Source organism: Shinella zoogloeoides (assembly GCF_003574625.1).
In the GTDB taxonomy this organism is placed as follows: Bacteria; Pseudomonadota; Alphaproteobacteria; order Rhizobiales; family Rhizobiaceae; genus Shinella; species Shinella zoogloeoides_A.
On sequence record NZ_QNUJ01000004.1, the window covers coordinates 40,704 to 66,392 of the forward strand.

Consider the following 25,689-nt stretch of genomic DNA (forward strand, 5'->3'; position numbering starts at 1 on the left):
GGGTTTTGAATGGACAAGGGCATCGTTCTTCTCGCCGCCGGCGGCACCGGCGGCCATCTCTTTCCGGCAGAGGCGCTGGCGCATGAGCTGAAGGCCGGCGGCTGGTCGGTCCATCTCGTCACCGACAGCAGGGCCGAGCGATTTGCCGGCAAGTTCCCGGCGGACGAGATTCATGTCGTTCCCTCCGCCACCATCGGTTCGAAGAACCCGGTCAGCGTCGTCCGCTCGCTTCTGACCCTCTGGAAGGGCATTCGCGCCGCGCGCAGGCTGATGGCGCGGCTGCGGCCGAAGGTCGTCGTCGGCTTCGGCGGCTATCCGACCCTGCCGCCGCTGCTTGCCGCGACGGGCATGGGCATCCCCTCGATGATCCACGAGCAGAACGCCGTGATGGGCCGCGCCAACAAGGCGCTCGCCGCCCGCGTCAAGGCTATCGCCGGCGGCTTCCTGCCCGAGACGGGCGGCCAATATTCGGAAAAGACGGTGACGACGGGCAATCCCGTGCGCCCGGCCGTGCTGGACGCATCGGCCATTCCCTATGAGGCCTCGGCGGACGGTGAATTCCGCCTCGTCGTCTTCGGCGGCAGCCAGGGCGCGCAGTTCTTCTCCAAGGCCATTCCCTCGGCGATCGCCGCGCTGGAGCCGCAGGACCGGGCGCGGCTGAGGATCACCCAGCAGGCGCGGCCGGAAGACCGCGACGAGGTGGTGCGCTCCTATGCCGATCTCGGCATTCCAGCCGACGTCTCGCCCTTCTTCACCGACATGGCCGCGCGCATCGGCCATGCCCATCTCGTCATCAGCCGCTCGGGCGCCTCGACGGTCTCGGAAGTCTCGGTCATCGGCCGGCCCTCCATCCTCGTGCCTTACCCTTACGCGCTCGACCACGACCAGGCGGCCAATGCCGCGGCGCTTGCCGCCGGCGGCGGGGCGAAGGTGATCGCCCAGTCCGAGCTTTCGACGGAGCGCCTTGCCGGCATCGTCTCCAAGGCGATGCACGACCCCTCGCGCATGGCCGCGATGGCCGCGAATGCCAGAAAGGCGGGCAAACCGGACGCCGCGCGCTTGCTCGCCCTGATGGTTGAGGCTATTGCGGGCGGCAAGACGATCGCACAATTCAAGGGAGAACGGCCATGAAGATGCCGCAGAGCATAGGGCTCGTTCATTTCATCGGCATTGGCGGCATCGGCATGAGCGGCATCGCCGAGGTGCTGCACAATCTCGGCCATCGCGTGCAGGGCTCCGACCAGTCGGACAGCGCCAATGTGCAGCGCCTGCGCGACAAGGGCATCGAGGTCTTCGTCGGCCACAGGGCGGAAAACCTCGGCGACGCGGAAGTCGTCGTCGTGTCGACCGCCATCAGGAAGAGCAATCCGGAACTCGTCGCGGCGCGCGAAAAGCTGCTGCCGGTCGTGCGCCGCGCGGAAATGCTCGCCGAGCTGATGCGCTTCCGCAACGCCATCGCCATCGGCGGCACGCACGGCAAGACGACGACGACCTCGATGGTCGCGACGCTTCTCGAAGCCGGCGGGCTCGACCCGACCGTCATCAATGGCGGCATCATCAATGCCTACGGCACCAATGCCCGCATGGGTGAGGGCGAGTGGATGGTGGTGGAGGCCGACGAATCGGACGGCACCTTCCTCAAGCTGCCGGCGGACGTCGCCGTCGTCACCAATATCGACCCCGAACATCTCGACCATTACGGCAATTTCGACGCCGTGCGCGCGGCCTTCCGCCAGTTCGTCGAGAACGTGCCGTTCTACGGCTTCGGCGTCATGTGCCTCGACCATCCCGAAGTGCAGTCCATGGTCAGCCGCATCGAGGACCGCAAGGTCATCACCTATGGCGAGAACCCGCAGGCGGACGTGCGCTTTTCCAATATCCGCATGGACGGCGCGACCTCCGTCTTCGACGTGGAGATCCGCCGCCGCCGCACCGGCCAGGTGATTTCCATGAAGGATCTGCGCCTGCCGATGCCCGGCCGCCACAACGTTTCCAACGCGACCGCCGCCATCGCCGTCGCCCAGCGCCTCGGCATTTCGCCGGAGGCGATCGCCAAGGGGCTGGCGAGCTTCGGCGGCGTCAAGCGCCGCTTCACCTTCACCGGAAGCTGGAACGGCGTGAACGTCTATGACGACTACGGCCACCATCCGGTCGAGATCAAGGCCGTGCTGCGCGCCGCGCGCGAAGCCTGCTCGGGCCGCATCATCGCCGTGCATCAGCCGCATCGCTACAGCCGCGTGGCAAGCCTCTTCGAAGAATTCGCCGGCTGCTTCAACGATGCCGACACGATCATGATCGCGCCGATCTACGCGGCGGGCGAGGACCCCATCGACGGCGTGAGCGCGGAGGAACTGGTTTCGCGCATCAAGTCCGCCGGCCATCGCGACGCGCGGTTCCTGACCGCGCCGGAGGCACTGGCGCCTCTCGTGGCCGGCATTGCAAAGCCCGGCGACTTTGTGGTTCTCTTGGGAGCTGGCAGCATCACGTATTGGGCGCAGGCGCTGCCGAAGGAACTGGCAGGCATTTCGGGTGAGGTGGCATGAAGACGGTTGACGGGGCAAAACTTCTGGCGTCGCTGGGCGAGGGTATCAAGGACGTTCGCGGCCGCCTGACGCCGGATGCGCCGATGGATCGCGTGACGTGGTTCCGCGCCGGCGGCTTTGCCGAGCTGATGTTCCACCCGCATGACGTCGAGGACCTTACGACCTTCCTCAAGCTGCTGCCGGAAGAGGTGCCGCTGACGGTGACGGGCGTCGGTTCGAACCTGCTGGTGCGCGACGGCGGCATTCCGGGCGTCGTGATCCGTCTTTCGGCCAAGGGCTTCGGTGATGTCGAGCTCGTCGGCGAGAACCGCATCAAGGCGGGCGGCATCTGCCCGGACAAGAATATCGCCGCCATGGCGCTCGATCACGGCATTGCCGGCTTCGAGTTCTACTACGGCATTCCCGGCTCCATCGGCGGCGCGCTACGCATGAATGCCGGCGCCAATGGCGGGGAGACGAAGGACCTCGTCGCCGAGGTTCATGCCGTGGACCGCAAGGGCAACACGCATGTGCTGAGCAATGCGGACATGGGCTATACCTATCGCCATTCCGCCGCGCCCGCCGGCCTCATCTTCACCCATGCCGTCTTCGAGGGGCAGGCGGGTGACAAGGACGAGATTCGCGCGAAGATGGACGCCGTGCGCCAGCATCGCGAGACCGTGCAGCCGATCCGCGAGAAGACCGGCGGCTCGACCTTCAAGAATCCGGAAGGCCATTCCGCCTGGAAGCTGATCGACGAGGCGGGTTGCCGTGGCATGATGATCGGCGGCGCACAGATGTCGCCGATGCATTGCAACTTCATGATCAATACGGGGCAGGCGACCGGCTACGAGCTGGAATATCTCGGCGAGACCGTGCGCAGCCGCGTGCTGGAGCATTCCGGCATCATGCTGCACTGGGAGATCAAGCGCCTCGGCAATTTCATCCCGGGCTACGAGGTGAAGGAATTCCTGGGCCGCGCAACGGCCTGATACGCCAAGCTTGCTGGGGAGTTCGCGTGCGGCATCGACGCCACGCTACTCCTTCTCCCCCTTCGGCAAGCTCATCCAAAACTGTCTGAGATCGTGCGCACCGAGAGTGCGCCGGAGCCCTGCTGCATGGGCTTCGAAGGGGGAATATTCATGTTGAGGAAGCTCACGGCCGAGTTCATCGGCACGTTCTGGCTCGTTTTCGTCGGCAGCGGCAGCGGCATTCTGGCCGCGCATTTTCCGCAGATCGGCATCGGGATCGTCGGCATCGCCTTTTCCGCCGGCATCGCCGTGATGAGCATGATCTATGCGATCGGCCATGTTTCCGGCGGGCATATGAATCCCGGCGTTTCGCTGGGCCTGGCCGTTGCCGGCAGGTTCCCGGCTGCCCATGTGCTGCCTTATGCCATCGCGCAGGTTGCCGGCGGGATCGCGGCGGCAGCGGTGATCTACCTTGTCGCCTCCGGCAAGGCCGGTTTCGTGGCGGGCGGCTTCGGTGCGAACGGCTATGGCGAGCTTTCCCCGGGCGGCTACTCGCTGACGGCGGGTTTCGTTACCGAAACGGTGCTGATGGCGCTTTTCCTTTTCGTCATCCTCGGCTCGATCCACGAGCGTGCGCCCGCAGGCTTTGCACCGATTTCCATCGGTCTCAGCCTGACCGCGATCAACCTCGTATCGATCCCGATCACCAATACGTCGCTGAACCCGGCCCGCTCCACGGGTCTGGCATTGTTTGCCGAGACGGCCGCGCTCCCGCAGCTCTGGCTGTTCTGGCTGGCGCCCATGCTGGGCGCGGTCATCGGTGCGGTGCTTTGGAAGGTCGTTTGCGAAGATGCCTGATCGCCGGGCGCGGTTCAGCGTGCGGCGAACAGGTTTCATTCATCCCCTGTTCAGCAAGGTTTAGTGAATGCTATGCTCGGTCGCGCGACGGTTGCGCGGCGCGGCTCCGCTCCAGCGGGGCCCGGACCAGGGGGCATTCATGTTCAAGAAACTTTCCGCCGAGTTCCTCGGCACGTTCTGGCTCGTCTTCGGCGGCTGCGGCAGCGCCATCTTCGCCGCCGCCTTTCCGGCGCTCGGCATCGGCTTCCTCGGGGTCGCGCTGGCGTTCGGCCTCACGGTGCTGACCATGGCCTATGCGGTCGGCGGCATTTCCGGCGGCCACTTCAATCCGGCGGTCTCCGTCGGCCTGACGGTCGCGGGCAAGTTCCCGGCTTCCCGCCTCGTTCCCTATATCGTGGCGCAGGTTGTGGGCGCCGTCGTTGCGGCGGCCGTGCTCTACCTCATCGCCTCCGGCAAGGACGGCTTCCAGGCGGGCGGCTTTGCCTCGAACGGCTATGGCGAGCTTTCGCCGGGCGGCTATTCGCTGACGGCGGCGCTGGTTGCCGAGGCGGTGCTGACGGCGTTCTTCGTCATCATCATCCTCGGCTCGACCCACGGCCGCGCGCCGGCGGGCTTCGCGCCGATTGCCATCGGCCTCGGCCTGACGCTCATCCACCTCGTGTCGATCCCGATCACCAATACGTCGGTGAACCCGGCGCGTTCAACGGGCGTGGCGCTCTTCGCCGATACGGCGGCGCTCTCGCAGCTCTGGCTGTTCTGGGTGGCGCCGATCCTCGGGGCCGTCATCGGCGGCATCGTCTGGAAGATCGTCGGCGAGGACGACTGATCGCCGGCAAAAGAAAACCCGCCGCGGCGACGCGGCGGGTTTTTCGATTCGGGGCCTTTTTCCGTGAAGGCTCAGACCTCTTCCTTGCCCGAAAGCAGGATGCAGGCCAGTGTGATGACGGCCGAGAGGCCGAGATAGTAGCCGACATAGGTCATGCCGTAATTCGCCTGCAGCCAGGTCGCGATATAGGGCGCGAGCGAGGCGCCGAAGATGCCGGCGAAGTTGAAGGTGATCGACGAACCCGTATAGCGCACCTTCGTGGGGAAGGGCGCGGCGAGCGCCGTGCCGATCAGGCCGTAGGTCATGCCCATCAGCGCCATCGCGAAGATCACGAAGACGAAGATGCCGGTTTCGCCGCCGGTCATCAGGCCCGGCAGGAAGAACGAGAAGACGCCGATCAACACGGTCGTGGCGATCAGCACCTCGCGGCGGCCGAACCTTTCGGCGAGCTTGCCGGCGAAGGGAATGAACAGGCCGAACAGCACCGAGCCGACGAGCTGGATCTCGAGCGCCTCGACGAAGGGCAGCTTCAGCACCTTGACGTTATAGGACAGCAGATAGGCCGAGCCGATATAGAACAGCACGAAGGTGGCGAGCGCCACGAAGGTGCCGAGCACGAGGCTGCGCTTGTGGTTGCGGAAGAGCTCGACGACCGGCACTTCGACGCGTTCCCGCTTCTCGATGGCCTTCTGGAAGGCGGGCGTCTCGGTGATCGACAGGCGGACCCAGAGGCCGACGGCGATGAGCACGATGGACGCCACGAAGGGAATGCGCCAGCCCCAGGCGAGCAGCGCGTCCTGCGACATGACGTGCAGCAGCAGCCAGAAGATGCCCGAGGAGAGGAAGAGGCCGACCGGCGCGCCGAGCTGCGGGAACATGCCGTACCAGCTGCGCTTGCCCGGAGGGGCGTTTTCCGTCGCGAGCAGCACCGCGCCGCCCCATTCTCCGCCGAGGCCGAAGCCCTGGCCGAATCGGCACAGCGCCAGCAGCAGGGGTGCGAGCACGCCGATCGAGTCATAGGACGGCAGGAGGCCGATGATCACGGTCGAGACGCCCATGGTCAGGAGCGCGGCGACGAGCGTCGTCTTGCGGCCGATGCGGTCGCCGTAATGCCCGAAGACGATGGCGCCGAGCGGGCGGGCGAAGAACGCGATGGAGAAGGTCGCGAAGGAGGCGAGCAGCGCCGTCGTCGGATCGCTGTTCGGGAAGAACAGCGTCGGGAAGACCAGCACGGCGGCGGTGGCGTAAACGTAGAAATCGAAGAATTCGATGGTCGTTCCGACCAGGCTTGCAAAAAGAACGCGCGCCGGGGAATTGAGCCCGGCGCGGTTGGAATGCGCTGCGGTCGGCGACCCGGAAGAGAGTGTCTTACTCATCGGGGGTGCCTTTTTTGATGTTTCTTGTTTGCCGTCTTGGGAGGCAGCAGCGGGCTTTTACGCCAACCATCCGGTCGACGAAACAATAAAACTACCCGAATGGGCGAAAAATCGTACTTTTCGTTCTTCCCTGAGACCCGAGCATTTACGAAGCGCATTGCCGGTGCGCGCATGGACGTGATGATGCCCGATTTGCCGGTTTTTCTTGCGCCGCGCGCAACTCTCTGATTCCAGAGAGAGAATCGAAGCGTTGCCTGATTCGGCGCGAGGAAAATTTGTCCCGCGATGCGTCAGGTTAACGAAAGTAAACGCTTCATTAACCTTAATGGCGCTCTAGTGGTCCCAACTCGCCCGTCGAGTCGGACCGCAAGGCAAATCAGGTCCGCGCAAGGGTCGAGGGGCAGTGTGCGGAATACAGTCGAGGGTTCTATGAGCGTGAAGCATGTCGCGGTGCTGATGGGTGGTTTTTCGTCGGAACGGCCGGTGAGCCTTTCGTCGGGGAATGCTTGCGCCGATACGCTCGAGGCTGTCGGCTACAGGGTCACGCGCGTGGATGTCGGCCATGACGTCGCCAGCGTGCTCGCCGATCTCAAGCCGGACGTCGCCTTCAATGCGCTGCACGGTCCCTTCGGCGAGGACGGCACCATCCAGGGCATCCTCGAATATCTGGAAATCCCCTATACCCATTCCGGCGTGCTCGCTTCCGCGCTCGCCATGGACAAGGCGCAGGCGAAGATCATCGCCAAGGCGGCCGGCATTCCTGTTGCCGAGCAGCGCCTGATGAATCGCTTCGACTTCACCTCCAGCCATCCGATGAAGCCGCCGTATGTGGTCAAGCCCGTGCGTGAGGGGTCGTCCTTCGGCGTGGTCATGGTCAAGGAAGACCAGTCGCATCCGCCGCAGATCATCACCTCCTCGGAATGGCGCTATGGCGACAGCGTCATGGTCGAGCGCTACGTCTATGGCCGCGAGCTGACCTGCGGCGTCATGGGCGATGTCGCGCTCGGCGTCACGGAAGTCATTCCGCAGGGGCATTCCTTCTACGACTACGATTCCAAATATGTAAAAGGCGGTTCGAAACACGTCATCCCGGCGCAAATTTCACCGAATATTTACCAAAAAGTACAAACACTCGCACTCAAGGCGCATCAAGCGATCGGGTGCCGTGGCGTCAGCCGTTCCGACTTCCGCTACGACGACCGTTTTTCCGAGAATGGCGAGCTTATCTGGCTGGAGATCAACACCCAGCCCGGCATGACCCCTACCTCCCTGGTGCCCGAAATGGCCGACCACGCCGGCCATTCCTTTGGTGAGTTCTTGAAGTGGATGGTGGAGGACGCGTCGTGCTTGCGTTGAGCCTCAGGAAGAGCAGGGTGCGTCCCGCCGGGCTTTCCGAGCCGGAAGCCGGCCGCGTGCTGCCGCGGCCGCTGCGCCGGGTCGTGCGTTTCCTCGTCAGCCTTGCTGCCGGTCGCATCGCCATTCCGCGCCATGCCGGCAGCGTCGCGACGGTGCTGTTCCTCGGCTCGACCGGCCTTTACGGCATGTCGCTGGGCGGCCATTCGCAGGATTTCGCCCAGGCCTCGACCACCGCGATGGGCTTTGCCATCGAGGACGTGAAGGTCTCCGGCAACCGCGAGACCTCCGAGATCGACATCCTCGAACGCCTCGGCCTCGACGGCACGACCTCGCTGGTTGCGCTCGACGTCAAGGATGCGCGCGCCAAGCTCGCCGATCTGCCCTGGGTGCAGGACGTTTCCGTCCGCAAGGTCTATCCGGGCACGATCGAGATCGCGCTCAAGGAGCGCGAGGCCTTCGCGATTTGGCAGCACGGCAACGACCTGTCGCTGATCGAGAAGAACGGTTCGGTGATCGCGCCGCTGCGTGACAACAAGTTCTCCTCGCTGCCGCTCTTCGTCGGCCGCGACGCCGAGACGGCCGCCGCCGGCTTTGCCGACGAGTTCGACAACTGGCCGGAGATCAAGGCGCGGGTGAAGGCCTATATCCGGGTCGCCGGCCGCCGCTGGGACCTGCGCCTCGACAACGGCATCGTCGTGAAGCTGCCGGAGCACAACGTGCCGCGCGCCATGGACATGCTGGCGACGCTGGAAGGCGAGGAGGGGCTGCTGGAACGGGACATCGCCGCGGTCGACCTGCGGCTCGAGGACCGCACCACGGTGCGGCTCACGGAAGGGGCGCTGGAACGCCGCAATGCGGCGGTCGAGCAGAGGGCAAAGGACCTGAAGAAGGCAGCGAAACGCACATGAGCATTTTCGGTTCGTCCCATTTCGGCCTGCCGCGCTTGAAGCCGCTTTCCTCCAAGCGTGCTCACGTCGTTTCGGTCCTCGACATCGGTTCCACCAAGATCGTCTGCATGATCGGCCGGCTGACGCCGCGCGCCGAGAGCGAGATCCTGCCGGGCCGCACGCACAATGTCGAAGTGATCGGCATCGGCCACCAGAAATCCCGCGGCGTGAAGAACGGCGTGATCACCGACCTCGACGCAGTCGAGAGCGTCGTGCGCCTTGCCGTCGACGCGGCCGAGCGCATGGCCGGCCTCACCATCGAGAGCCTGATCGTCAACGTTTCCGCCGGCCGCCTGCAGAGCGACGTCTACACCGCCACCATCGACCTCGGCGGCCAGGAAGTCGACGCCAACGATCTGCGCAAGGTGCTCGCCGTCGCCGGCCAGCAGTCGCTGCGCCAGGACCGCGCCATCCTCCATTCGCTGCCGACCGGCTTCTCGCTGGACGGCGAGCGCGGCATCCGCGATCCGCTCTCCATGTTCGGCGACGTCCTCGGCGTCGACATGCATGTGCTGACGGCCGAGCGCACCGCGCTGAAGAACCTGGAACTGTGCATCAACCGCGCGCACCTCTCCGTCGAGGGCATGGTGGCGACGCCCTATGCGAGCGGCCTTTCGGCCCTCGTCGACGACGAGGTCGAGCTCGGCTGCGCCTGCATCGACATGGGCGGCGGCACGACGACGATCTCCGTCTTCGCCGAAGGCAAGCTGGTGCATTCCGACGCGGTCTCGCTCGGCGGTCACCACGTCACCACGGACCTAGCGCGTGGCCTCTCGACCCGCATCGAGGATGCCGAACGCCTCAAGGTCGTCCATGGCTCGGCGCTGCCGAACGCCGGCGACGAGCGCGACATCATCACCGTCCCGCCGATCGGCGAGGACGACCGCGACCAGCCGACCCACGTGCCGCGCACGCTCATCTCGCGCATCGTGCGGGCCCGGATCGAGGAAACGCTCGAGCTTATCCGCGATCGCATCCAGCGCTCCGGCTTCTCGCCGATCGTGGGCAAGCGGATCGTGCTGACGGGCGGCGCAAGCCAGCTGACCGGCCTGCCGGAAGCGGCCCGCCGCATCCTCGCCCGCAATGTCCGCATCGGCCGGCCGCTCGGCGTGTCCGGCCTGCCGACGGCGGCGAAGGGCCCGGCCTTTTCGACCGCGGTGGGCCTCATGATCTATCCGCAGGTCGCGGAACTGGAAGAACACGCTGTGCAGGGCGGCATGCTCTCGCAGCTCACGGGTGGCAACGGCCGCATAGCCCGCATGGGCCAGTGGCTGAAGGAAAGTTTCTGACGGGTTTCCCGGCGGCGCGCCGCCGGGAAAGACCGACAACGAGTATCGTGAATAGACCGGCTGGGCGAAGCGGCCGGAAACGAAAGGAACAATGCAATGACTATCAAGCTGCAGAAGCCGGACATCACTGAGCTGAAGCCCCGCATCACCGTCTTCGGTGTCGGCGGCGGCGGCGGCAATGCCGTCAACAACATGATCACCGCGGGCCTCGAAGGCGTCGACTTCGTCGTCGCCAACACCGACGCCCAGGCGCTGTCCATGACCAAGGCTTCGCGGATCATCCAGATGGGTGTCCAGGTCACCGAAGGCCTCGGCGCCGGCTCGCAGCCGGAAGTCGGCCGCGCGGCCGCCGAAGAGTGCATCGACGAGATCATCGACCACCTCAACGGTACCCACATGTGCTTCGTCACCGCCGGCATGGGCGGCGGCACCGGCACGGGTGCTGCCCCGATCGTCGCGCAGGCCGCCCGCAACAAGGGCATCCTGACCGTCGGCGTCGTCACCAAGCCGTTCCACTTCGAAGGCGGCCGCCGCATGCGCCTCGCCGAAGAAGGTATACTGGAACTCCAGAAGTCGGTCGACACGCTGATCGTCATCCCGAACCAGAACCTCTTCCGCATCGCCAACGACAAGACCACCTTCGCCGACGCCTTCGCGATGGCTGATCAGGTGCTCTATTCGGGCGTCGCCTGCATCACTGACCTGATGGTCAAGGAAGGCCTCATCAACCTCGACTTCGCCGACGTCCGCTCGGTGATGCGCGAGATGGGCCGCGCCATGATGGGTACGGGCGAAGCTTCGGGCGAAGGCCGCGCAATGGCCGCTGCGGAAGCCGCCATCGCCAACCCGCTGCTGGACGAAACCTCGATGAAGGGCGCGCAGGGCCTGCTGATCTCCATCACCGGCGGTCGCGACCTTACGCTCTTCGAAGTCGACGAAGCTGCGACCCGTATCCGCGAGGAAGTCGATCCGGATGCGAACATCATCCTCGGCGCCACCTTCGACGAAGAGCTCGAAGGCCTCATCCGCGTCTCCGTCGTCGCCACCGGCATCGACCGCTCGGCCTCGGAGGTGGCCGGTCGTTCTGCTGACTTTCGCGGCCATAGCAAGCCAGTAGTCCGTCCGTCGGCCGCCGTTCCGGTCCAGCCGCAGGTCCAGCCCGTCGCCGCCGCTCCGCAGCCTGTCGCGCAGCAGCCCGTGATGCAGCACCAGCCGGTCATGCAGCAGCCCGTCGCCCAGCAGCCGGTCATCGACCCGATTGCCGAAGCGATCCGCGCTTCCGAGGAAAACCTCGAGCGGGAACTCGCCATCTCGGCAAGCCGCCCGGCACCGGTCCAGCAGGTCGCCGCGCATCACGAAGAGCCGCGCCTGCAGAACCGCATCTTCGCAGCGCCCGCCGAAATGCCGGTCGTCCAGCGTTCGGTCCCGGTCCAGCAGCCCGTGCAGCAGGCCCCGGTCATGCAGCAGCGCGTCGAGCCCGCCGCTCCGATCATCCGTCAGGAGCCGCAGGCCATGCGCATGCCGAAGATCGAGGACTTCCCGCCGGTCGTGCAGGCCGAAATCGACCACCGCACCGCCCAGCAGCCGGCCATGGGACACCAGGAAGAACGCGGCCCGATGGGGCTCCTCAAGCGCCTGACCTCGTCGCTCGGCCGTCATGAAGAAGCGCATGCACAGGAGCAGGCCGCCCCTGCCGCCCAGCAGCAGCGCCGCCCGCTCTCGGCCGAAGCCAGCCTCTACGCACCGCGTCGCGGCCAGCTCGACGACCACGGCCGCGCCAATCCGCAGCCGCGCGCGCTGCAGGAAGACGACCAGCTGGAAATCCCGGCGTTCCTCCGCCGGCAGTCCAACTGAGGCCCTTCGGGTAGCCCCCTGAAACAAGATGCCCGGATCGCCGATCCGGGCATTTTTATTTCCGTTTCCTTTCAATAACTTGTTAGCTGAAACATGCGTAACAAAACGAAAGAAACAGTGATTTGTCTGAAGGTGAGGGGCCTACTACATTCAGGCTGGGCAAAGGGGATAGTCAGGATTCGCGCGGAAGGCCTTGCCGGAGCGCACATCACACTCCAGACGGTCCGGCATGAAAGTCGGCGGACGTAGCGCGTCCGGCGAATGGCTTCCTGAGCCCTGGACAGACAATATCGGCGAAGAATGAGCCGATAGTAAGATAAGGCGAATGCAGATGACGATCGGTATGCTCGGTTTCCAGACGACGATTTCCAGCCCGGTGACGATTTCCGGGACGGGCGTCCATTCCGGCGCGGCCGTATCGATCACCTTCAATCCGTCCGAGGCCGACAGCGGCGTCGTCTTCCAGCGCCTGCACGACGACGGCACGGTCAGCGAATACCGCGCGGTCTCCTCGCAGGTCGGCAACACCGACCTCTGCACCGTCCTCGGCTTTTCCCCCGCAGCGTCGATCGCCACGGTCGAGCACGTCATGGCTGCGCTCTACGCGCTCGGCCTCGACAATGTGCTGATCGAAGTGCACGGCGCTGAAATGCCGATCATGGACGGCAGCTCCGCCCCCTTCATCGACGCCATCGACCAGGTCGGCCTCGTCGCGCTCTCCGTGAAGCGCCGCTATATCCGCATCGTCAAGCCGGTGCGAATCGAAGCCGGCGCCTCCTGGGCCGAGTTCCTGCCCTATGACGGCGGCACGCGATTCGAGGTCGAGATCGATTTCGACTGCCCGCTGATCGGCCGCCAGTCCTGGAAGGGCGACCTGACCTCCACCACCTTCCGCAACGAGCTGTCGCGCGCCCGCACCTTCGGCTTCATGCGCGATGTCGAGCGGCTCTGGGCTTCCGGCCATGCGCTCGGCTCGTCGCTGGAAAACTCCGTCGTCATCTCCGACGACAACACCGTGATCAATGTCGAGGGCCTGCGTTACGCCAAGGACGAGTTCGTCCGCCACAAGACGCTCGACGCCGTCGGCGACCTCGCCCTTGCCGGTGCGCAGTTCATCGGCTGCTACCGCTCCTATCGCGGCGGCCACAAGATGAATGCCTATGCGCTGAAGGCGCTGCTCAGCGACCGCACCGCCTATGAGGTGGTCGAGGCCTCCGCACCGCGTTCGCGCGCCGGCCAGCGCGAGCTGATCGCCGTCAACGCTCCGGAATTCGCGCCCTGGTCTCTTTGAGCCAGGGGCAGCCCGGCGTCATCCTCCCGGTACGATTGCCATAAAAATGCGTTAATGCGTCGGCATGGCGTTGCGATCTTCCTGTATTTGGAGATACAACGCGGGGCGCGTGTGCGGCCTGTCCGCTTCAAGTGCCGTTAACTGGGATTGTCACATGGTTGTTGCAGGGTCTGTTGGTGTGAAGAAGACGGCGCGCATTGTCTATCTTACGCTTTTCGCTACGGCGTCTTCGATTGGTCTTTCTGCTTGCCAGTCGGACCCGGACATCGACATCACGAAACTGACCGGCGAAGCCGAATCCCCGGACACGCTCTACAATCAGGGCCTTGCCAACCTCAATGCCGGCAAGGTGGGTGAGGCGGGCCGCAAGTTCGAGGCGGTCGACCGCCAGAGCCCGTTCTCCGACCAGGCGCGCAAGTCGCTCGTCATGCTGGCCTTCACGAATTATCGCCAGGGCCGCAACGAAGAGGCGATCACTGCCGGCAAGCGTTACCTGTCGCTCTATCCGGGGTCGGAAGATGCGGCCTATGCGCAGTACATCATCGGCCTTGCCTACTGGAAGCAGATCCCGAGCGTGACGCAGGACCAGCGCGCCTCGCAGCAGACGATGGAGGCTATGCAGGCCGTCGTCGACAACTATCCCAACTCGGAATATGTCGAGGATGCGCAGGCGAAAATCCGCTTTGCCCGCGACCAGCTCGCCGGCAAGGAAATGCAGATCGGCCGCTACTATCTCGAGCGCAAGGAATATATCGCCGCGGCGACCCGTTTCCGCGTCGTCGTCGAGAAGTATCCGATGACCAACCAGATCGAGGAGGCGCTGGCGCGTCTCGTCGAGACCTACTACGCGATGGGCATCGACAGCGAAGCGCAGACGGCGGCGGCCGTTCTCGGCCACAACTACCCGGACAGCCAGTGGTATTCCGACAGCTACAAGCTTCTGCAGACCAAGGGTCTCGAGCCGCGTGAAAATTCCGGTTCCTGGATCGCGCGCGCCGGCAAGAAGCTGATCGGCGCCTGAGCGAAGAGAAACGATGCGGCAATGCTGGCGCAGCTATCGATCCGCGATATCGTCCTGATCGAACGGCTCGACCTTTCATTCGAGCCGGGTCTTTCCGTGCTGACGGGCGAGACGGGCGCCGGCAAGTCCATTCTTCTCGACAGTCTCTCGCTGGCGCTCGGCGGGCGTGGTGACGGTTCGCTGGTGCGCCACGGCATCGAGCGCGGCCAGGTGACGGCCGTCTTCGACGTGCCGATGAGCCACGCGGCGCGCGCGCTCCTGCGCGACAACGGCATCGACGACGACGGCGACCTCATCTTCCGCCGCCAGCAATCGGCCGACGGCCGCACCAAGGCCTATGTCAACGACCAGCCGGTCTCCGTGCAGCTGATGCGGCAAGCCGGTCAGCTTCTCGTCGAGATTCATGGCCAGCATGACGACCGCGCGTTGGTCGATACGGACGCGCACCGTCTGCTGCTCGACGCCTTCGGCGGCCTTGCGGAAGCGGCGGGCGATGTCGGCGCGCTGTATCATCATTGGAAGGATGCCGAGCGCACGCTGCGCCGCCACCGCGAGAAGGTGGAGGCCGCCGCGCGCGAGGCGGATTATCTGCGCTCCTCCGTCGAGGAGCTGGAGACCCTTTCGCCGCAGGACGGCGAGGAGGATGCGCTGGCCGAAGTGCGTGCCCGCATGATGAAGGCCGAGCGCATCGCCGGCGACGTCAACGAGGCGAGCGAATTCCTGAACGGCAATGCCTCGCCCGTGCCGCTGATCGCCGCGCTCGTGCGCCGGCTGGAGCGCAAGAGCCACGAGGCGCCGGGGCTGCTGGAAGAGACGGTCGAACTGCTCGACCAGGCGCTGAACCAGCTTTCCGACGCGCAGATGGCCGTCGAGGCAGCGCTGCGCAAGACGGAATACGACCCCAAGGAACTGGAGCGCACGGAAGAGCGGCTTTTCGCGCTGCGCGCCGCCGCCCGCAAATATTCGGTTCCCGTTACCGGCCTTCCGGCGCTTGCGGCGAAGATGATCGCCGACCTTGCCGATCTCGATGCCGGCGAGGAGAAGCTGGTGCAGCTCGAAGCGCGTCTCAACGAGGCGCGCGCGGCCTATGCCGTCTCCGCCCGCGCGCTTTCGGAAAAGCGCCACCATGCCGCCGATGCGCTGGCCGCCGCCGTCATGGCCGAGCTGCCGGCGCTCAAGCTGGAGCGCGCGCGCTTCACCGTCGAGATTACCACCGATCCCGAAGGCGGGGCGGAGGAGGGGATCGATACGGTCGAATTCCATGTCCAGACCAATCCCGGCACGCGTCCCGGCCCGATCATGAAGGTGGCGTCCGGCGGCGAGCTGTCGCGTTTCCTGCTGGCGCTGAAGGTCGCGCTTGCCGACCGCGGCTCGGCCCCGACCCTCGTCTTCGACGAAATCGATACCGGCGTCGGCGGCGCGGTGGCCGATGCCATCGGCCAGCGGCTGAAGCGGCTCTCCTCCACGGTGCAGGTGCTTTCCGTCACCCACGCCCCGCAGGTCGCGGCCCGGGCGGCGACGCATCTCCTCATCTCCAAGGGGCCGGTGGAGGGCAGCGAGACCGTCGCCACCCGCGTCGCCCGCATGGACGACGGCGCCCGTACGGAAGAGATCGCCCGCATGCTGGCCGGCGCCTCCGTGACCGACGAGGCTCGGGCGGCGGCCGCGCGGCTGCTGTCGGGCGGGGTATAGCCGCCCCTCATCCGCCTGCCGGCACCTTCTCCCCGCAGGCGGGGAGAAGGAGGATGTCGCGCTGTTTTCGCCATTCTTCAGTGATGCGGGAAATCCTGGCGGCATGGCCCTTCTCCCCGTTTCCGGGGAGAAGGTCGCGGCAGCGGGATGAGGGGCTGGCTCATCCGTGCCCTCGCATCTTTCCTTTCGTCAGCTTTGCTCTAAAACGACTCCCAAATCCGGAGCATGCCATGGCGAACGCGAAGACCCCCGTCGAGACCCTGACCGAAGAAGAAGCAGCAGCGGAGCTTGCCTATCTGGCGGCGGAGATCGCGCGCAACGACGAGCTCTACCACGGGCAGGACGCGCCGGAGATTTCGGATGCCGACTACGACGCGCTGAAGCGCCGAAACGAGGCGATCGAGGCGCGCTTTCCCGCGCTCGTCCGCGATGACAGCCCGTCGCGCCGCGTCGGCTCCGCGCCGCTTGCGACCTTCGCGCCGATCACCCATTCCCGCCCGATGCTCTCGCTCGACAATACGTTTTCCGATGAAGACGTGCGGGATTTCGTCGCCTCGGTCTACCGCTTCCTCGGCCGCCTGCCGGACGATTCGATCGCCTTCACCGCCGAGCCGAAGATCGATGGGCTTTCTATGTCGATCCGCTACGAGAACGGCCGCCTTGTGACCGCTGCGACCCGCGGCGACGGCACGACGGGCGAGAATGTCACGGCCAATGTGCTGACCATCACTGAAATCCCCGACCGCCTGCCGGCCGGCGCGCCGGCCGTCGTGGAGGTGCGCGGCGAGGTCTACATGGCCAAGAGCGACTTCCTCGCGCTCAACGAGAAGATGGCGGCGGAAGGCAAGCAGACCTATGTCAATCCGCGCAACACGGCCGCCGGCTCGCTCCGCCAGCTCGACGCCTCGGTGACGGCGAGCCGCAAGCTGCGCTTCTTCGCCTATGCCTGGGGCGAGATGTCGGACATGCCGGCGGACACGCAGTTCGGCATGATCGGCGTGCTGAAATCCTGGGGCTTCCCCGTCAACCCGATGACCGAGCGGCTGACCCGCGTCGACGACATCATCGCGCATTACCGCGAGATCGGCCTTGCCCGACCGGACCTCGACTACGATATCGACGGCGTCGTCTACAAGGTGGACGAGCTGGCGTTGCAGGAGCGTCTCGGCTTCCGCTCGCGCTCGCCGCGCTGGGCGACGGCGCACAAGTTCCCCGCCGAACAGGCGTTCACCACCGTCGAGAAGATCGATATCCAGGTTGGGCGCACCGGCGCGCTGACGCCCGTCGCGCGCCTCGTGCCCGTCACCGTCGGCGGCGTGGTCGTCACCAATGCCACGCTGCACAATGCGGATTATATCGAGGGCATCGGCAACAGCGGCGAGCGCATCCGCGAGGAGGGACACGATATCCGCATCGGCGATACCGTCATCGTCCAGCGGGCCGGCGACGTCATCCCGCAGGTGCTCGACGTCGTGATGGAAAAGCGGCCGGCCGAAGCACAACCCTACGAATTCCCCAAGACCTGCCCGGTCTGCGGTAGCCACGCCGTGCGCGAGCGCCACGAGAAGACGGGCCGGCTCGATTCCGTCACGCGCTGCACCGGCGGCTTCGTTTGCCGCGCGCAGGCGGTGGAGCATCTGAAGCACTTCGTCTCGCGCAACGCCTTCGATATCGAGGGGCTCGGCTCCAAGCAGATCGACTTCTTCTTCGAGGCGGAGGACCCGTCGCTGTCGATCCGCACGGCGCCCGATATCTTCACGCTCAAGCGGCGGCAGGAAGCCTCGCTGCTGCTCAAGCTGGAGAATATCGACGGCTTCGGCAAGGTCAGCGTTCGCAAGCTCTTCGACGCCATCGATGCCCGGCGCTCCATTGCCCTCAACCGCTTCATCTATGCGCTCGGCATCCGCCATGTCGGCGAGACGAATGCCAAGATCCTGGCGCGCGCCTACGGCACCTATGCCGCCTTCGAGGAGGCGATGAAGGCGGCGGCGCCGCTTTCGGGCGAGGCGTGGAGCGAGCTCAACAGCATCGACGGCATCGGCGAGGTCGTCGCCCGGGCCATCGTGGAATTCTACAAGGAGCCGCGCAATCTCGACGTGCTCGGCCGGCTTCTCGAGGAGGTGGTGCCGGAGGCCGCCGAGGCGGTGGTGGCGACGTCGAGCCCGGTTGCCGGCAAGACGGTCGTCTTCACCGGCTCGCTGGAGAAGATGACGCGCGACGAGGCCAAGGCCATGGCCGAGCGGCTGGGGGCCAAGGTGGCGGGCTCGGTCTCCAAGAAAACCGACCTCGTGGTCGCCGGCCCCGGTGCGGGCTCCAAGCTCGACAAGGCGCGCGAGTTCGATGTCGAGGTGATCGACGAGGACGGCTGGTTCGACCGCATCAAGGGATCGTGACGGTCGAGCCGCGCACCAGGAAACGGCCGCCGTCGAAGGTCATCGGCACGCCGAGGCCGGTATCGGGTTCGAGCGTGCCGCCGAGATAGGCGTGGATGTGCAGGTGCGGCTCCGAGGAGTTGCCCGAATTGCCCACCCGGCCGAGCGTCTCGCCCTCCGTGACGATCGCGCCGCCCGAAACGGCGATCGAGCCCTTCCTGAAATGGGCGAGCAGGATGCGCGCCGTGCCGCAGGCAAGGATGATGTGGTTGCCGGCGGGCTCGCTCGTATTGGTCTGTGAGATGGGATTGTCCGCGATGCCGTCATGGGCGGAGATGGCGACGCCCGTGCAGGGGCTCTTCACCTCGCGGTCGAAGATGACATAGTCGGTGAGGTTCTCGGGCATCAGGCCGTTTGCCCGCGCGCCGAAACGGTTCAGCGCGACGATATCGAGCGCGTAGCGCTGACTCCGCTCCGCATGGTGGTAGTTGATCGCCGTCGCGCCGCCGCCCTGGCCGATATAGTAGGTGCCCGGGCCGAAGGGGAAGGCAAGCTCCACCGCGGTTTCCTGATAGCCGTAGCCGGAAAGCGCGCGGGCCGTCAGCGCGAGGAAGAAGACCGCCATCGCCGCCGTCAGGCCATGTTTGCGGATGGCGGAGCGGGCTCCGTTCCATGGGCGATCCCGCACGCGCAGGTAGGAGAGGGCGGCGAGGGCGACAAAGAGGATGGGCAGGACCAGCGCCAGATCCGCGCTTAGGAAATCCCAGCGGCCGATCACGAGGATGAGGGCGAAGTAGCTCGCTCCGTAGAGCACGCGCATCGCCCAGCCCAGCCGGTCGACGGGGCGCGGCAGCCAGAGCCACAGCAGGAAGAAGAGCGGAAGCAGGACCTGGGTCGTCAACAGGATGAGAAGAGGCAGTTCCATGGTTCCGACCTTGCTGGATCAGCCATGCCCTCCCTCACCACCGGACACGGGTGTTATCGTTGCTGGACAATCCGCGTGGATGGATTTGGTTCCGCTTTTCAGAATCCTTTCCGCAACTTATCGCCCTTTCCTAAGGATCGGTATAGCCGGCGGCCCGGATGTCCAGGTCCAGGCCGGCAGGATCGTTGCGGAAGAGGATGGCGCCGGTCGACTTCGATTCGGCGGCGACATAGTCGAAGGTGACCTGGTTCTCCTCGACGATCCTGTCGCCCTCCGTCAGCCGGCCGATCACGGTGACGGAGGCGGCCGTGGTGGTGGCGGAGTTGTAGATGTCGAAGGCGACGCGGTGGCCGGCGGCGGTGGCTTCCGTTGCCAGCACCCTGATGGAAAGGTCGGGCGGGGTCGCCTTGCGAGTGACGGCTTCCCAGCCTATCCATGAGAGCATTCCGGCGATCAGGACGGCGGAGACGAGCCCTGTCAGCCATTCGATCCAGTGCGGGTCGTGGCGTTCGCGGTGGCGGCTTGTGCCGGAGCGCGTCATGGCAGCCTCACAGGATCAGCCGCGCGGCGGCGGCACCGAGCGAGGCGGGAAAGCCGAGCACGATGACGGAAAGCATGATCTCGACGGCCGAACTGTCGCCGAGCCGCTCGAATATCCACAGCGTGAAGACGCAGATTGCGAGCGCGACCACGTAGCCGGGCAGGGTGAAGCGCACGAAGGCGTGCCACCAGGGCGTCTCGGGCGAAAGCTCGTGGCCGCCGATGAAGGAGACCGCGTAGACGAAGCCGTGCATGAGGGTGATCGACAACAGGGCGACGACAAGCGCGTGCCATGCCGTCATCTTGTAGGCGAGCACCACGATCTCGTCGGTCGGCGCGATGTTGAGCGAGAGGAAGAGGGCGCCCGTCGCCATCAGCAGGAGCTCACCGGGATAGGTGCCTTTCTTCCCGTCGTCCGTCTCCTCATGGCCGAGCTGGCTGCGGCCGAGCATGGCTCCGATGCTGGCAGGCACCGATTGCAGCGCCGTCTTTCCCACGATCTCGGCCGCAGGCATCCCGCCGCGCAGGAGGCCGAGCGCCGCCAGCACGACGAGGCTCGTCACGATGCCGATGCCATAGGCGATGATGGCGTCGCGCACCGCCTCGCGCCAGGTCGAGATATTCTCGAAGCCGATGCGGTGGGCGAGAAGGACAAGCAGCGGAATGTTGAGAAGCAGGAGCAGGAAAAGACGCTCGCGCGCCATGTAATAGCCGAGATGCCACATCTCCATGGTCATCAGCATGGGAAGCGCAAGGAACAGCGCGCCCGCGACGCCGCGCCCCAGACCGGTTACGAACCGGCTGAACCCGCTTGTCTCATCCTCGGCAACGGCCATTCATGAATCCCCTCGCAAAGCGCGGGGGAAACGCGGTGCGGACCTGCAAGTTCCGCACCGCGCGCATTTCAATGCCGATCCGGCTTCTTGCCCTTCGGCTTGCGGGCGTCGCCGGGCTTGGTGAACGTCTCGTCGCGCTTGCCCTTGAAGGGCTTTGCGCCGGCAAAGGGCTTGGCAGGCTTCTTGCCGCCGTCCTCGCGATCCTTCCAGTGCGGCTTGGCGCTTGCGCCCTCCGGCTTGTCGAAGTCGCGCTTCTTCTCGAAGCGGGGCTTCTTGTCGACATCGCCCTTGTTGAAGTCGGGCTTGTCGCCGCGGTCCTTCCAATGCGGCTTGGCGCTCGCGCCTTCCGGCTTGTCGAAATCGCGTTTCTTGTCGAAGCGCGGCTTCTTGTCGTAGCCGCCCTTCTTCTCGAATTCGCCCTTCGGCTTCCAGTCGGCGCGGCGCTCCGGACGGTCGTAGCGCTGGGTCTTCTCGCCGGGCGTGCGCTCATAGAACTGCGGCGTCAGGTCGGGCATGCCGTCCAGCACCTTCACGCTGATGCCGCGCTCCAGCATGCTGTTCGGGCCGAGTGCGCCGAGGAAGCCGTCGGCGGCGTCGGCGGAGAGCTCTACATAGGTCTCCTCCGGCTGCATCTTGATCGCGCCGATCTCGTTCTTGGTGATGTTGCCGTTGCGGCAGAGCATGGGGATCAGCCAGCGCGGTTCGGCCCGCTGCTTGCGGCCGACCGAAATGGAGATCCAGACGCTGGCGGCAAAGCTGTCGCGGGGGCGCTTGGTCTCGGCCGGGATGGCATCGTTGCTGCGCTCGCGCGGCTTGCGCTGCTCGAGCGAGACCTCGATCAAGTCTTCCGGCGCGGAGCGACCGGCCTTGAAGAAGCGCGTGACGGCGGCGGCAAGCTGGCGGGAGTCGAATTTCTCGACCAGCGCCGCGACCGTTGCTTCTTCGTCTTCGGTGACCTTGTCGGAAAGCAGCGGATCGGCGAGCAGGCGCTCGTCGTCGCGGCGCAGGATCTCCTCGGCCGAGGGCGGGGTCGCCCAGTTGGCCTTGAGGTTCGCCATCTGAAGCAGGCGCTCGGCCTTGCGGCGGGCGTTGAGCGGCACGATCAGGGCGCTCACCCCTTTTCGACCGGCGCGGCCGGTGCGGCCCGAACGGTGCAGCAGGGTATCGGGATTGGTCGGCAGGTCGGCATGGACGACCAGCTCGAGGTTCGGCAGGTCGATGCCGCGGGCGGCGACGTCGGTGGCGATGCAGACGCGGGCGCGGCCGTCGCGCATGGCCTGAAGGGCGTGGGTGCGCTCGTTCTGGCTGAGTTCGCCGGAAAGGGCGACGACCGAGAAGCCGCGATTGTTGAAGCGGGCCGTCAGGTGGTTCACCGCCGCGCGCGTCGAGCAGAAGACGATGGCGTTCTGCGCATCGTAGAAGCGCAGCGTGTTGATGATGGCGTTCTCGCGGTCGGCAGGCGCGGTCAGCAGGGCGCGATAGTCGATATCGACATGCTGCTCCTTCTCGGCGGCCGTCGAGATACGCATCGCATTGCGCTGGTAGTTTTTCGCGAGCGCGGCGATCTCCTTCGGCACGGTGGCCGAGAACATCAGCGTGCGGCGGTCTTCCGGCGCGGCTTCCAGGATGAATTCGAGGTCTTCGCGGAAGCCGAGGTCGAGCATTTCGTCGGCCTCGTCGAGCACGACGGCGCGGATGTCGGAAAGATCGAGATTGCCCCGGGTGATGTGGTCGCGCAGGCGTCCCGGCGTGCCGACGATGATATGGGCGCCGCGCTCCAGCGCGCGCCGTTCCGTGCGCACGTCCATGCCGCCGACGCAGGAGGCGATGACGGCGCCGGTCATCTCGTAGAGCCATTCCAGCTCGCGCTTGACCTGCATGGCAAGTTCGCGCGTCGGGGCGATGACGAGGGCGAGGGGGCTTGCGGCGCGGCCGAAGCGCTCTTCGCCGTCAAGCAGCGTCGGGGCGACGGCGAGGCCGAAGGCGACGGTCTTGCCGGAGCCGGTCTGCGCGGAGACCAGCGCGTCGGCATCGCCGATCTTCGGGTCGGAGACGGCGATCTGCACCGGCGTCAATGTGGTATAGCCGCGTTTTTCCAACGCCTTTGCCATCGCCGGAGCGAGGCCTTCGAAACTCGTCATAGGGGGTCTTTCGGAATTCGGGTTCAGCGGCGATCTTGCACCGCACTCTCAAGCCCGCGCGTAACGGGCGTGTGTGGGCGCTCTCTACTGTTCCTTGCCGCAAATGTACAGTGCGCAAAACGCAAAGCTGCCCAGCGGGTTAAGCGATGGCGGGCAAGAGTCTTTCCCGATTGTCTTTTTGCGCTGCACAAGATAGAAAACGGCGCTCCCCGAAATGCTCCCGAGAAGGCATGCGGACAGGGCCGCCCGCGGGAGAGGGCGAGAGCAAGGAGGAACCGGCGATGCAGACCTTCACCACCATCGCGGACCTGCGCGCGGCGCTGGCGCCGCACCGCCTGGACGGCCGGACCATCGGTCTCGTTCCCACCATGGGCTATCTTCATGTCGGCCATATGGAGCTTGCCCGCCGGGCGCTCGCCGACAACGACATCGTCGTCGCCACCATTTTCGTCAATCCGCTGCAGTTCGGCGCGAACGAGGATCTCGCGCGCTATCCGCGCGACCTTGCCCGCGACCAGGCGATGCTGGAGGCGGCGGGTGTCCACTATCTCTTCGCCCCCGGCGTCGCCGACATGTATCCGCGGCCGATGGAAACCGTGGTCGACGTGCCGACGCTCGGCGCGGAGCTGGAAGGCTCCGTCCGTCCCGGCCATTTCGCCGGCGTCGCGACGGTCGTGACCAAGCTCTTCAACATCGCCGGTCCCGACCGCGCCTATTTCGGCGAGAAGGACTACCAGCAGCTCGCCATCATCCGCCGCATGGTCGCCGATCTCGCGCAGCCCCTGGAGGTGGTCGGCGTGCCGACGGTGCGCGAGGCGGACGGGCTCGCCTGCTCCTCGCGCAATGTCTACCTGTCCGCGGAAGAGCGTGCCGCCGCCGCCATCGTGCCGCGCGCGCTGGAAGAGGCCGAGCGGTTGGTCGCGGCGGGCGGGACGGATGCGAAGCGGCTGGAAGCGGCCGTGACGGCCTTCATCGCCGCGGAGCCGCTGGCAAGGCCCGAAGTGGTCGCCATCCGCGATCCCGACACGCTGGCCGAGATCGGCAGCGTTGGCGACAGGCCGGTTCTTTTGTTGCTTTTCGTGCGCTTTGGGGGCACGAAACTCCTCGATAACCGGGTCATCGGCCCGAAAAACGCGAAAAGGTAGCGTGATATGAGCGTACACACCGCCAAACGCCGTCTGGCTCCCGCCGACATCAAGGCTTTGAAGGGCCAGCGCCCGATCGTCAGTCTCACCGCCTATACGACGCCGGTTGCCAAGCTGATGGACCCGCATGTCGATTTCATGCTGGTCGGCGACAGTCTCGGCATGGTGCTCTACGGCCTCGATTCGACCGTCGGCGTAACCATCGAGATGATGATCGCCCATGGCCAGGCCGTCATGCGCGGCTCGTCCAATGCTTGCGTCGTGGTCGACCTGCCGTTCGGCTCCTACCAGCAGTCCAAGGAGCAGGCCTTCGCAACCGCCGCCCGCGTGCTCAAGGAAACCGGCTGTTCGGCTATCAAGCTCGAGGGCGGCGCGGAAATGGCCGAGACGGTGCATTTCCTCACGCAGCGCGGCATTCCGGTGCTCGGCCATGTCGGGCTTATGCCGCAGCTCATCAACACGACCGGCGGCTACCGCACGCTCGGCCGCAACGACAAGGAAGTCGACAAGATCCGCAAGGACGCCGCGGCCATCGACGATGCCGGCGCCTTCGCCATCGTGGTGGAGGGCACGGTCGAGCCGGTGGCGCGCGAGGTGACCGCCGAGATCAAGGCGCCGACCATCGGCATCGGCGCATCGCCGGCCTGCGACGGCCAGGTTCTCGTCGTCGACGACGTGCTCGGCATCTTCACCGACTTCAAGCCGCGCTTCGTCAAGCATTTCGCCAATCTCGCGCCGGTGATGAGCGAAGCCTTCGCCACCTATGCCGAGGAGGTGAAGGCCCGCAGCTTCCCGGGACCGGAGCATACGTTCCAGCTCAAGAAGAGCTGAGCCTGAAGATCAGGAGGCCCGCCTCCTGATCTTCATCCATCAGCGCCGGTCGTCACAGGGCGCCGATCGATCAATCCTGCTGAACGGTCCATCAGCCATATTGGTTTGCCGGTGGACCGTGCCTGCTCTATGGCTTCAGCCAACGCAAGAGAGCAGAACCCATGACACCCGCCACGAAAGAAGAAATCCGCGACGCCGCCCGGCGCGGGCTGGCCATCGCGCTCGCCGCCGCGCCGTTCGGCGTGCTGTTCGGCGCCGTCGCCGTCGATAACGGCCTCAGCATCGCCGAAGCGGCGCTGATGAGCGCCACGCTCTATGCCGGCGCGAGCCAGCTCGTCGGCGTCGAGCTGTTCAATCATCATGTCGCGCCGTGGCTGGTGGTGCTGTCGATCTTCGCGGTGAATTTCCGCCACGTGCTCTATTCGGCGGCGATTGCCGCCCATATCCGGCATTTCACCTTCTGGCAGAAGGCGACCGGGCTTTTCCTGCTGGTCGATCCGCAATTCGCCGAGACGGAGCGGCGGGCCGATGCCGGCATTCGCGTCGGCTATGTCTGGTTTCTGGTGCTCGGCCTCAGCGTCTATATTCCCTGGTTCTTCCTGACGTTGCTCGGCGGCTTCCTCGGCAACCTCATCGGCGATCCCAAGGCCATCGGTATCGACGTGCTGCTGCCGATCTACTTCATGGGGCTGGTGCTCGGCTTCCGCAGCCGGGCGAACTGGCTGCCGGTGGTGCTCGCCTCGTCCGTCGGCTCGATCCTGGCGCTGCATTTCGTCGGCTCGCCCTGGCATGTCAGCCTCGGCGCGCTGGCCGGCATCGCCGTCGCCGCTGTCATGCCCATCGACGGGGAAGAGAGCGCGGCGCCCATCGGCGATACCGTTGAAGGGGAGGCATGA

General features: G+C 65.8%; 21 protein-coding genes. 16 read left to right on the plus strand and 5 right to left on the minus strand.

From position 1 onward, the window contains the following. Nucleotides 1–9: 9 nt before the first annotated feature. The 5 genes from murG (at nt 10) to aqpZ (DSD28_RS08620) (ending at nt 5,177) form a co-directional block, all read left to right on the plus strand. Nucleotides 10–1,131, plus strand: coding sequence for an undecaprenyldiphospho-muramoylpentapeptide beta-N-acetylglucosaminyltransferase (gene murG, locus DSD28_RS08600; protein WP_119255988.1), 1,122 nt, complete (start codon nt 10–12; stop codon nt 1,129–1,131). Then, nucleotides 1,128–2,543, plus strand: a complete 1,416-nt coding sequence (murC, locus tag DSD28_RS08605) for a UDP-N-acetylmuramate--L-alanine ligase (protein WP_119255989.1) — start codon at nt 1,128–1,130, stop codon at nt 2,541–2,543. The genes murG and murC overlap by 4 nt, the downstream gene beginning before the upstream one ends. Continuing rightward, entirely contained in the window at nt 2,540–3,514 is a 975-nt protein-coding gene (gene murB / locus DSD28_RS08610; RefSeq protein ID WP_119255990.1) for a UDP-N-acetylmuramate dehydrogenase, read from the plus strand. The genes murC and murB overlap by 4 nt, the downstream gene beginning before the upstream one ends. 150 nt (nt 3,515–3,664) lie before the next feature. Continuing rightward, the gene (gene aqpZ / locus DSD28_RS08615; protein WP_119255991.1) at nt 3,665–4,351 is read left to right on the plus strand and encodes an aquaporin Z; all 687 of its coding nucleotides are present in this window, start codon (nt 3,665–3,667) and stop codon (nt 4,349–4,351) included. Between the two features lie 139 nt (nt 4,352–4,490). Continuing rightward, complete coding sequence (gene aqpZ / locus DSD28_RS08620; RefSeq protein WP_119255992.1) at nt 4,491–5,177, plus strand: aquaporin Z; 687 nt, start codon at nt 4,491–4,493, stop codon at nt 5,175–5,177. A 71-nt stretch (nt 5,178–5,248) separates the two neighbouring features. On the opposite strand, the gene DSD28_RS08625 is transcribed toward aqpZ (DSD28_RS08620), so the two are convergent. Beyond that, nucleotides 5,249–6,553, minus strand: a complete 1,305-nt coding sequence (locus DSD28_RS08625) for an MFS transporter (RefSeq protein WP_119255993.1) — start codon at nt 6,551–6,553, stop codon at nt 5,249–5,251. A gap of 429 nt (nt 6,554–6,982) precedes the next feature. Between DSD28_RS08625 and DSD28_RS08630 the strand changes: the two genes are divergently transcribed. From DSD28_RS08630 to ligA, 8 genes are all read left to right on the plus strand, one after another. After that, nucleotides 6,983–7,909 (plus strand): D-alanine--D-alanine ligase, encoded by a 927-nt coding sequence (locus tag DSD28_RS08630; RefSeq protein ID WP_119255994.1) that lies wholly within the window; start codon nt 6,983–6,985, stop codon nt 7,907–7,909. Next, entirely contained in the window at nt 7,897–8,817 is a 921-nt protein-coding gene (locus DSD28_RS08635; protein WP_119255995.1) for a cell division protein FtsQ/DivIB, read from the plus strand. The genes DSD28_RS08630 and DSD28_RS08635 overlap by 13 nt, the downstream gene beginning before the upstream one ends. Next, entirely contained in the window at nt 8,814–10,145 is a 1,332-nt protein-coding gene (gene ftsA, locus DSD28_RS08640; RefSeq protein ID WP_119255996.1) for a cell division protein FtsA, read from the plus strand. The genes DSD28_RS08635 and ftsA overlap by 4 nt, the downstream gene beginning before the upstream one ends. Nucleotides 10,146–10,241: 96 nt before the next feature. Then, on the plus strand, nt 10,242–11,999 hold the full coding sequence (ftsZ, locus tag DSD28_RS08645) for a cell division protein FtsZ (RefSeq protein ID WP_119255997.1): 1,758 nt from the start codon (nt 10,242–10,244) through the stop codon (nt 11,997–11,999). Between the two features lie 331 nt (nt 12,000–12,330). Beyond that, the gene (gene lpxC / locus DSD28_RS08650) at nt 12,331–13,290 is read left to right on the plus strand and encodes a UDP-3-O-acyl-N-acetylglucosamine deacetylase (RefSeq protein ID WP_119256375.1); all 960 of its coding nucleotides are present in this window, start codon (nt 12,331–12,333) and stop codon (nt 13,288–13,290) included. Nucleotides 13,291–13,444: 154 nt separating this feature from the next. Then, nucleotides 13,445–14,311, plus strand: a complete 867-nt coding sequence (locus DSD28_RS08655; RefSeq protein WP_119255998.1) for an outer membrane protein assembly factor BamD — start codon at nt 13,445–13,447, stop codon at nt 14,309–14,311. Nucleotides 14,312–14,332: 21 nt separating this feature from the next. After that, nucleotides 14,333–16,003 carry a DNA repair protein RecN gene (gene recN, locus DSD28_RS08660; protein WP_119255999.1) on the plus strand — a complete coding sequence of 557 codons (1,671 nt, stop codon included), beginning with the start codon at nt 14,333–14,335 and terminating at the stop codon, nt 16,001–16,003. Between the two features lie 230 nt (nt 16,004–16,233). Continuing rightward, the gene (gene ligA / locus DSD28_RS08665; RefSeq protein WP_119256000.1) at nt 16,234–18,396 is read left to right on the plus strand and encodes an NAD-dependent DNA ligase LigA; all 2,163 of its coding nucleotides are present in this window, start codon (nt 16,234–16,236) and stop codon (nt 18,394–18,396) included. Here the strand turns inward: ligA and DSD28_RS08670 are convergent. The 4 genes from DSD28_RS08670 to DSD28_RS08685 form a co-directional block, all read right to left on the minus strand. Then, nucleotides 18,383–19,300, minus strand: a complete 918-nt coding sequence (locus tag DSD28_RS08670; RefSeq protein WP_119256001.1) for a M23 family metallopeptidase — start codon at nt 19,298–19,300, stop codon at nt 18,383–18,385. The two genes, ligA and DSD28_RS08670, sit on opposite strands and share 14 nt — an antisense overlap. Nucleotides 19,301–19,430: 130 nt before the next feature. Then, complete coding sequence (locus tag DSD28_RS08675; RefSeq protein WP_119256002.1) at nt 19,431–19,841, minus strand: TIGR02588 family protein; 411 nt, start codon at nt 19,839–19,841, stop codon at nt 19,431–19,433. 7 nt (nt 19,842–19,848) lie between these two features. Continuing rightward, complete coding sequence (locus tag DSD28_RS08680) at nt 19,849–20,676, minus strand: TIGR02587 family membrane protein (protein ID WP_119256003.1); 828 nt, start codon at nt 20,674–20,676, stop codon at nt 19,849–19,851. 68 nt (nt 20,677–20,744) lie between these two features. Then, complete coding sequence (locus DSD28_RS08685; protein ID WP_119256004.1) at nt 20,745–22,817, minus strand: DEAD/DEAH box helicase; 2,073 nt, start codon at nt 22,815–22,817, stop codon at nt 20,745–20,747. Between the two features lie 281 nt (nt 22,818–23,098). On the opposite strand from DSD28_RS08685, the gene panC reads away from it, so the two are divergent. From panC to DSD28_RS08700, 3 genes are all read left to right on the plus strand, one after another. Beyond that, on the plus strand, nt 23,099–23,962 hold the full coding sequence (gene panC / locus DSD28_RS08690; protein ID WP_119256005.1) for a pantoate--beta-alanine ligase: 864 nt from the start codon (nt 23,099–23,101) through the stop codon (nt 23,960–23,962). A gap of 6 nt (nt 23,963–23,968) precedes the next feature. Next, nucleotides 23,969–24,793, plus strand: coding sequence for a 3-methyl-2-oxobutanoate hydroxymethyltransferase (panB, locus tag DSD28_RS08695; protein ID WP_119256006.1), 825 nt, complete (start codon nt 23,969–23,971; stop codon nt 24,791–24,793). A 161-nt stretch (nt 24,794–24,954) separates the two neighbouring features. Further along, a complete protein-coding gene (locus DSD28_RS08700) occupies nt 24,955–25,689 on the plus strand; it encodes an AzlC family ABC transporter permease (RefSeq protein WP_119256007.1) in 735 nt (244 codons plus the stop codon).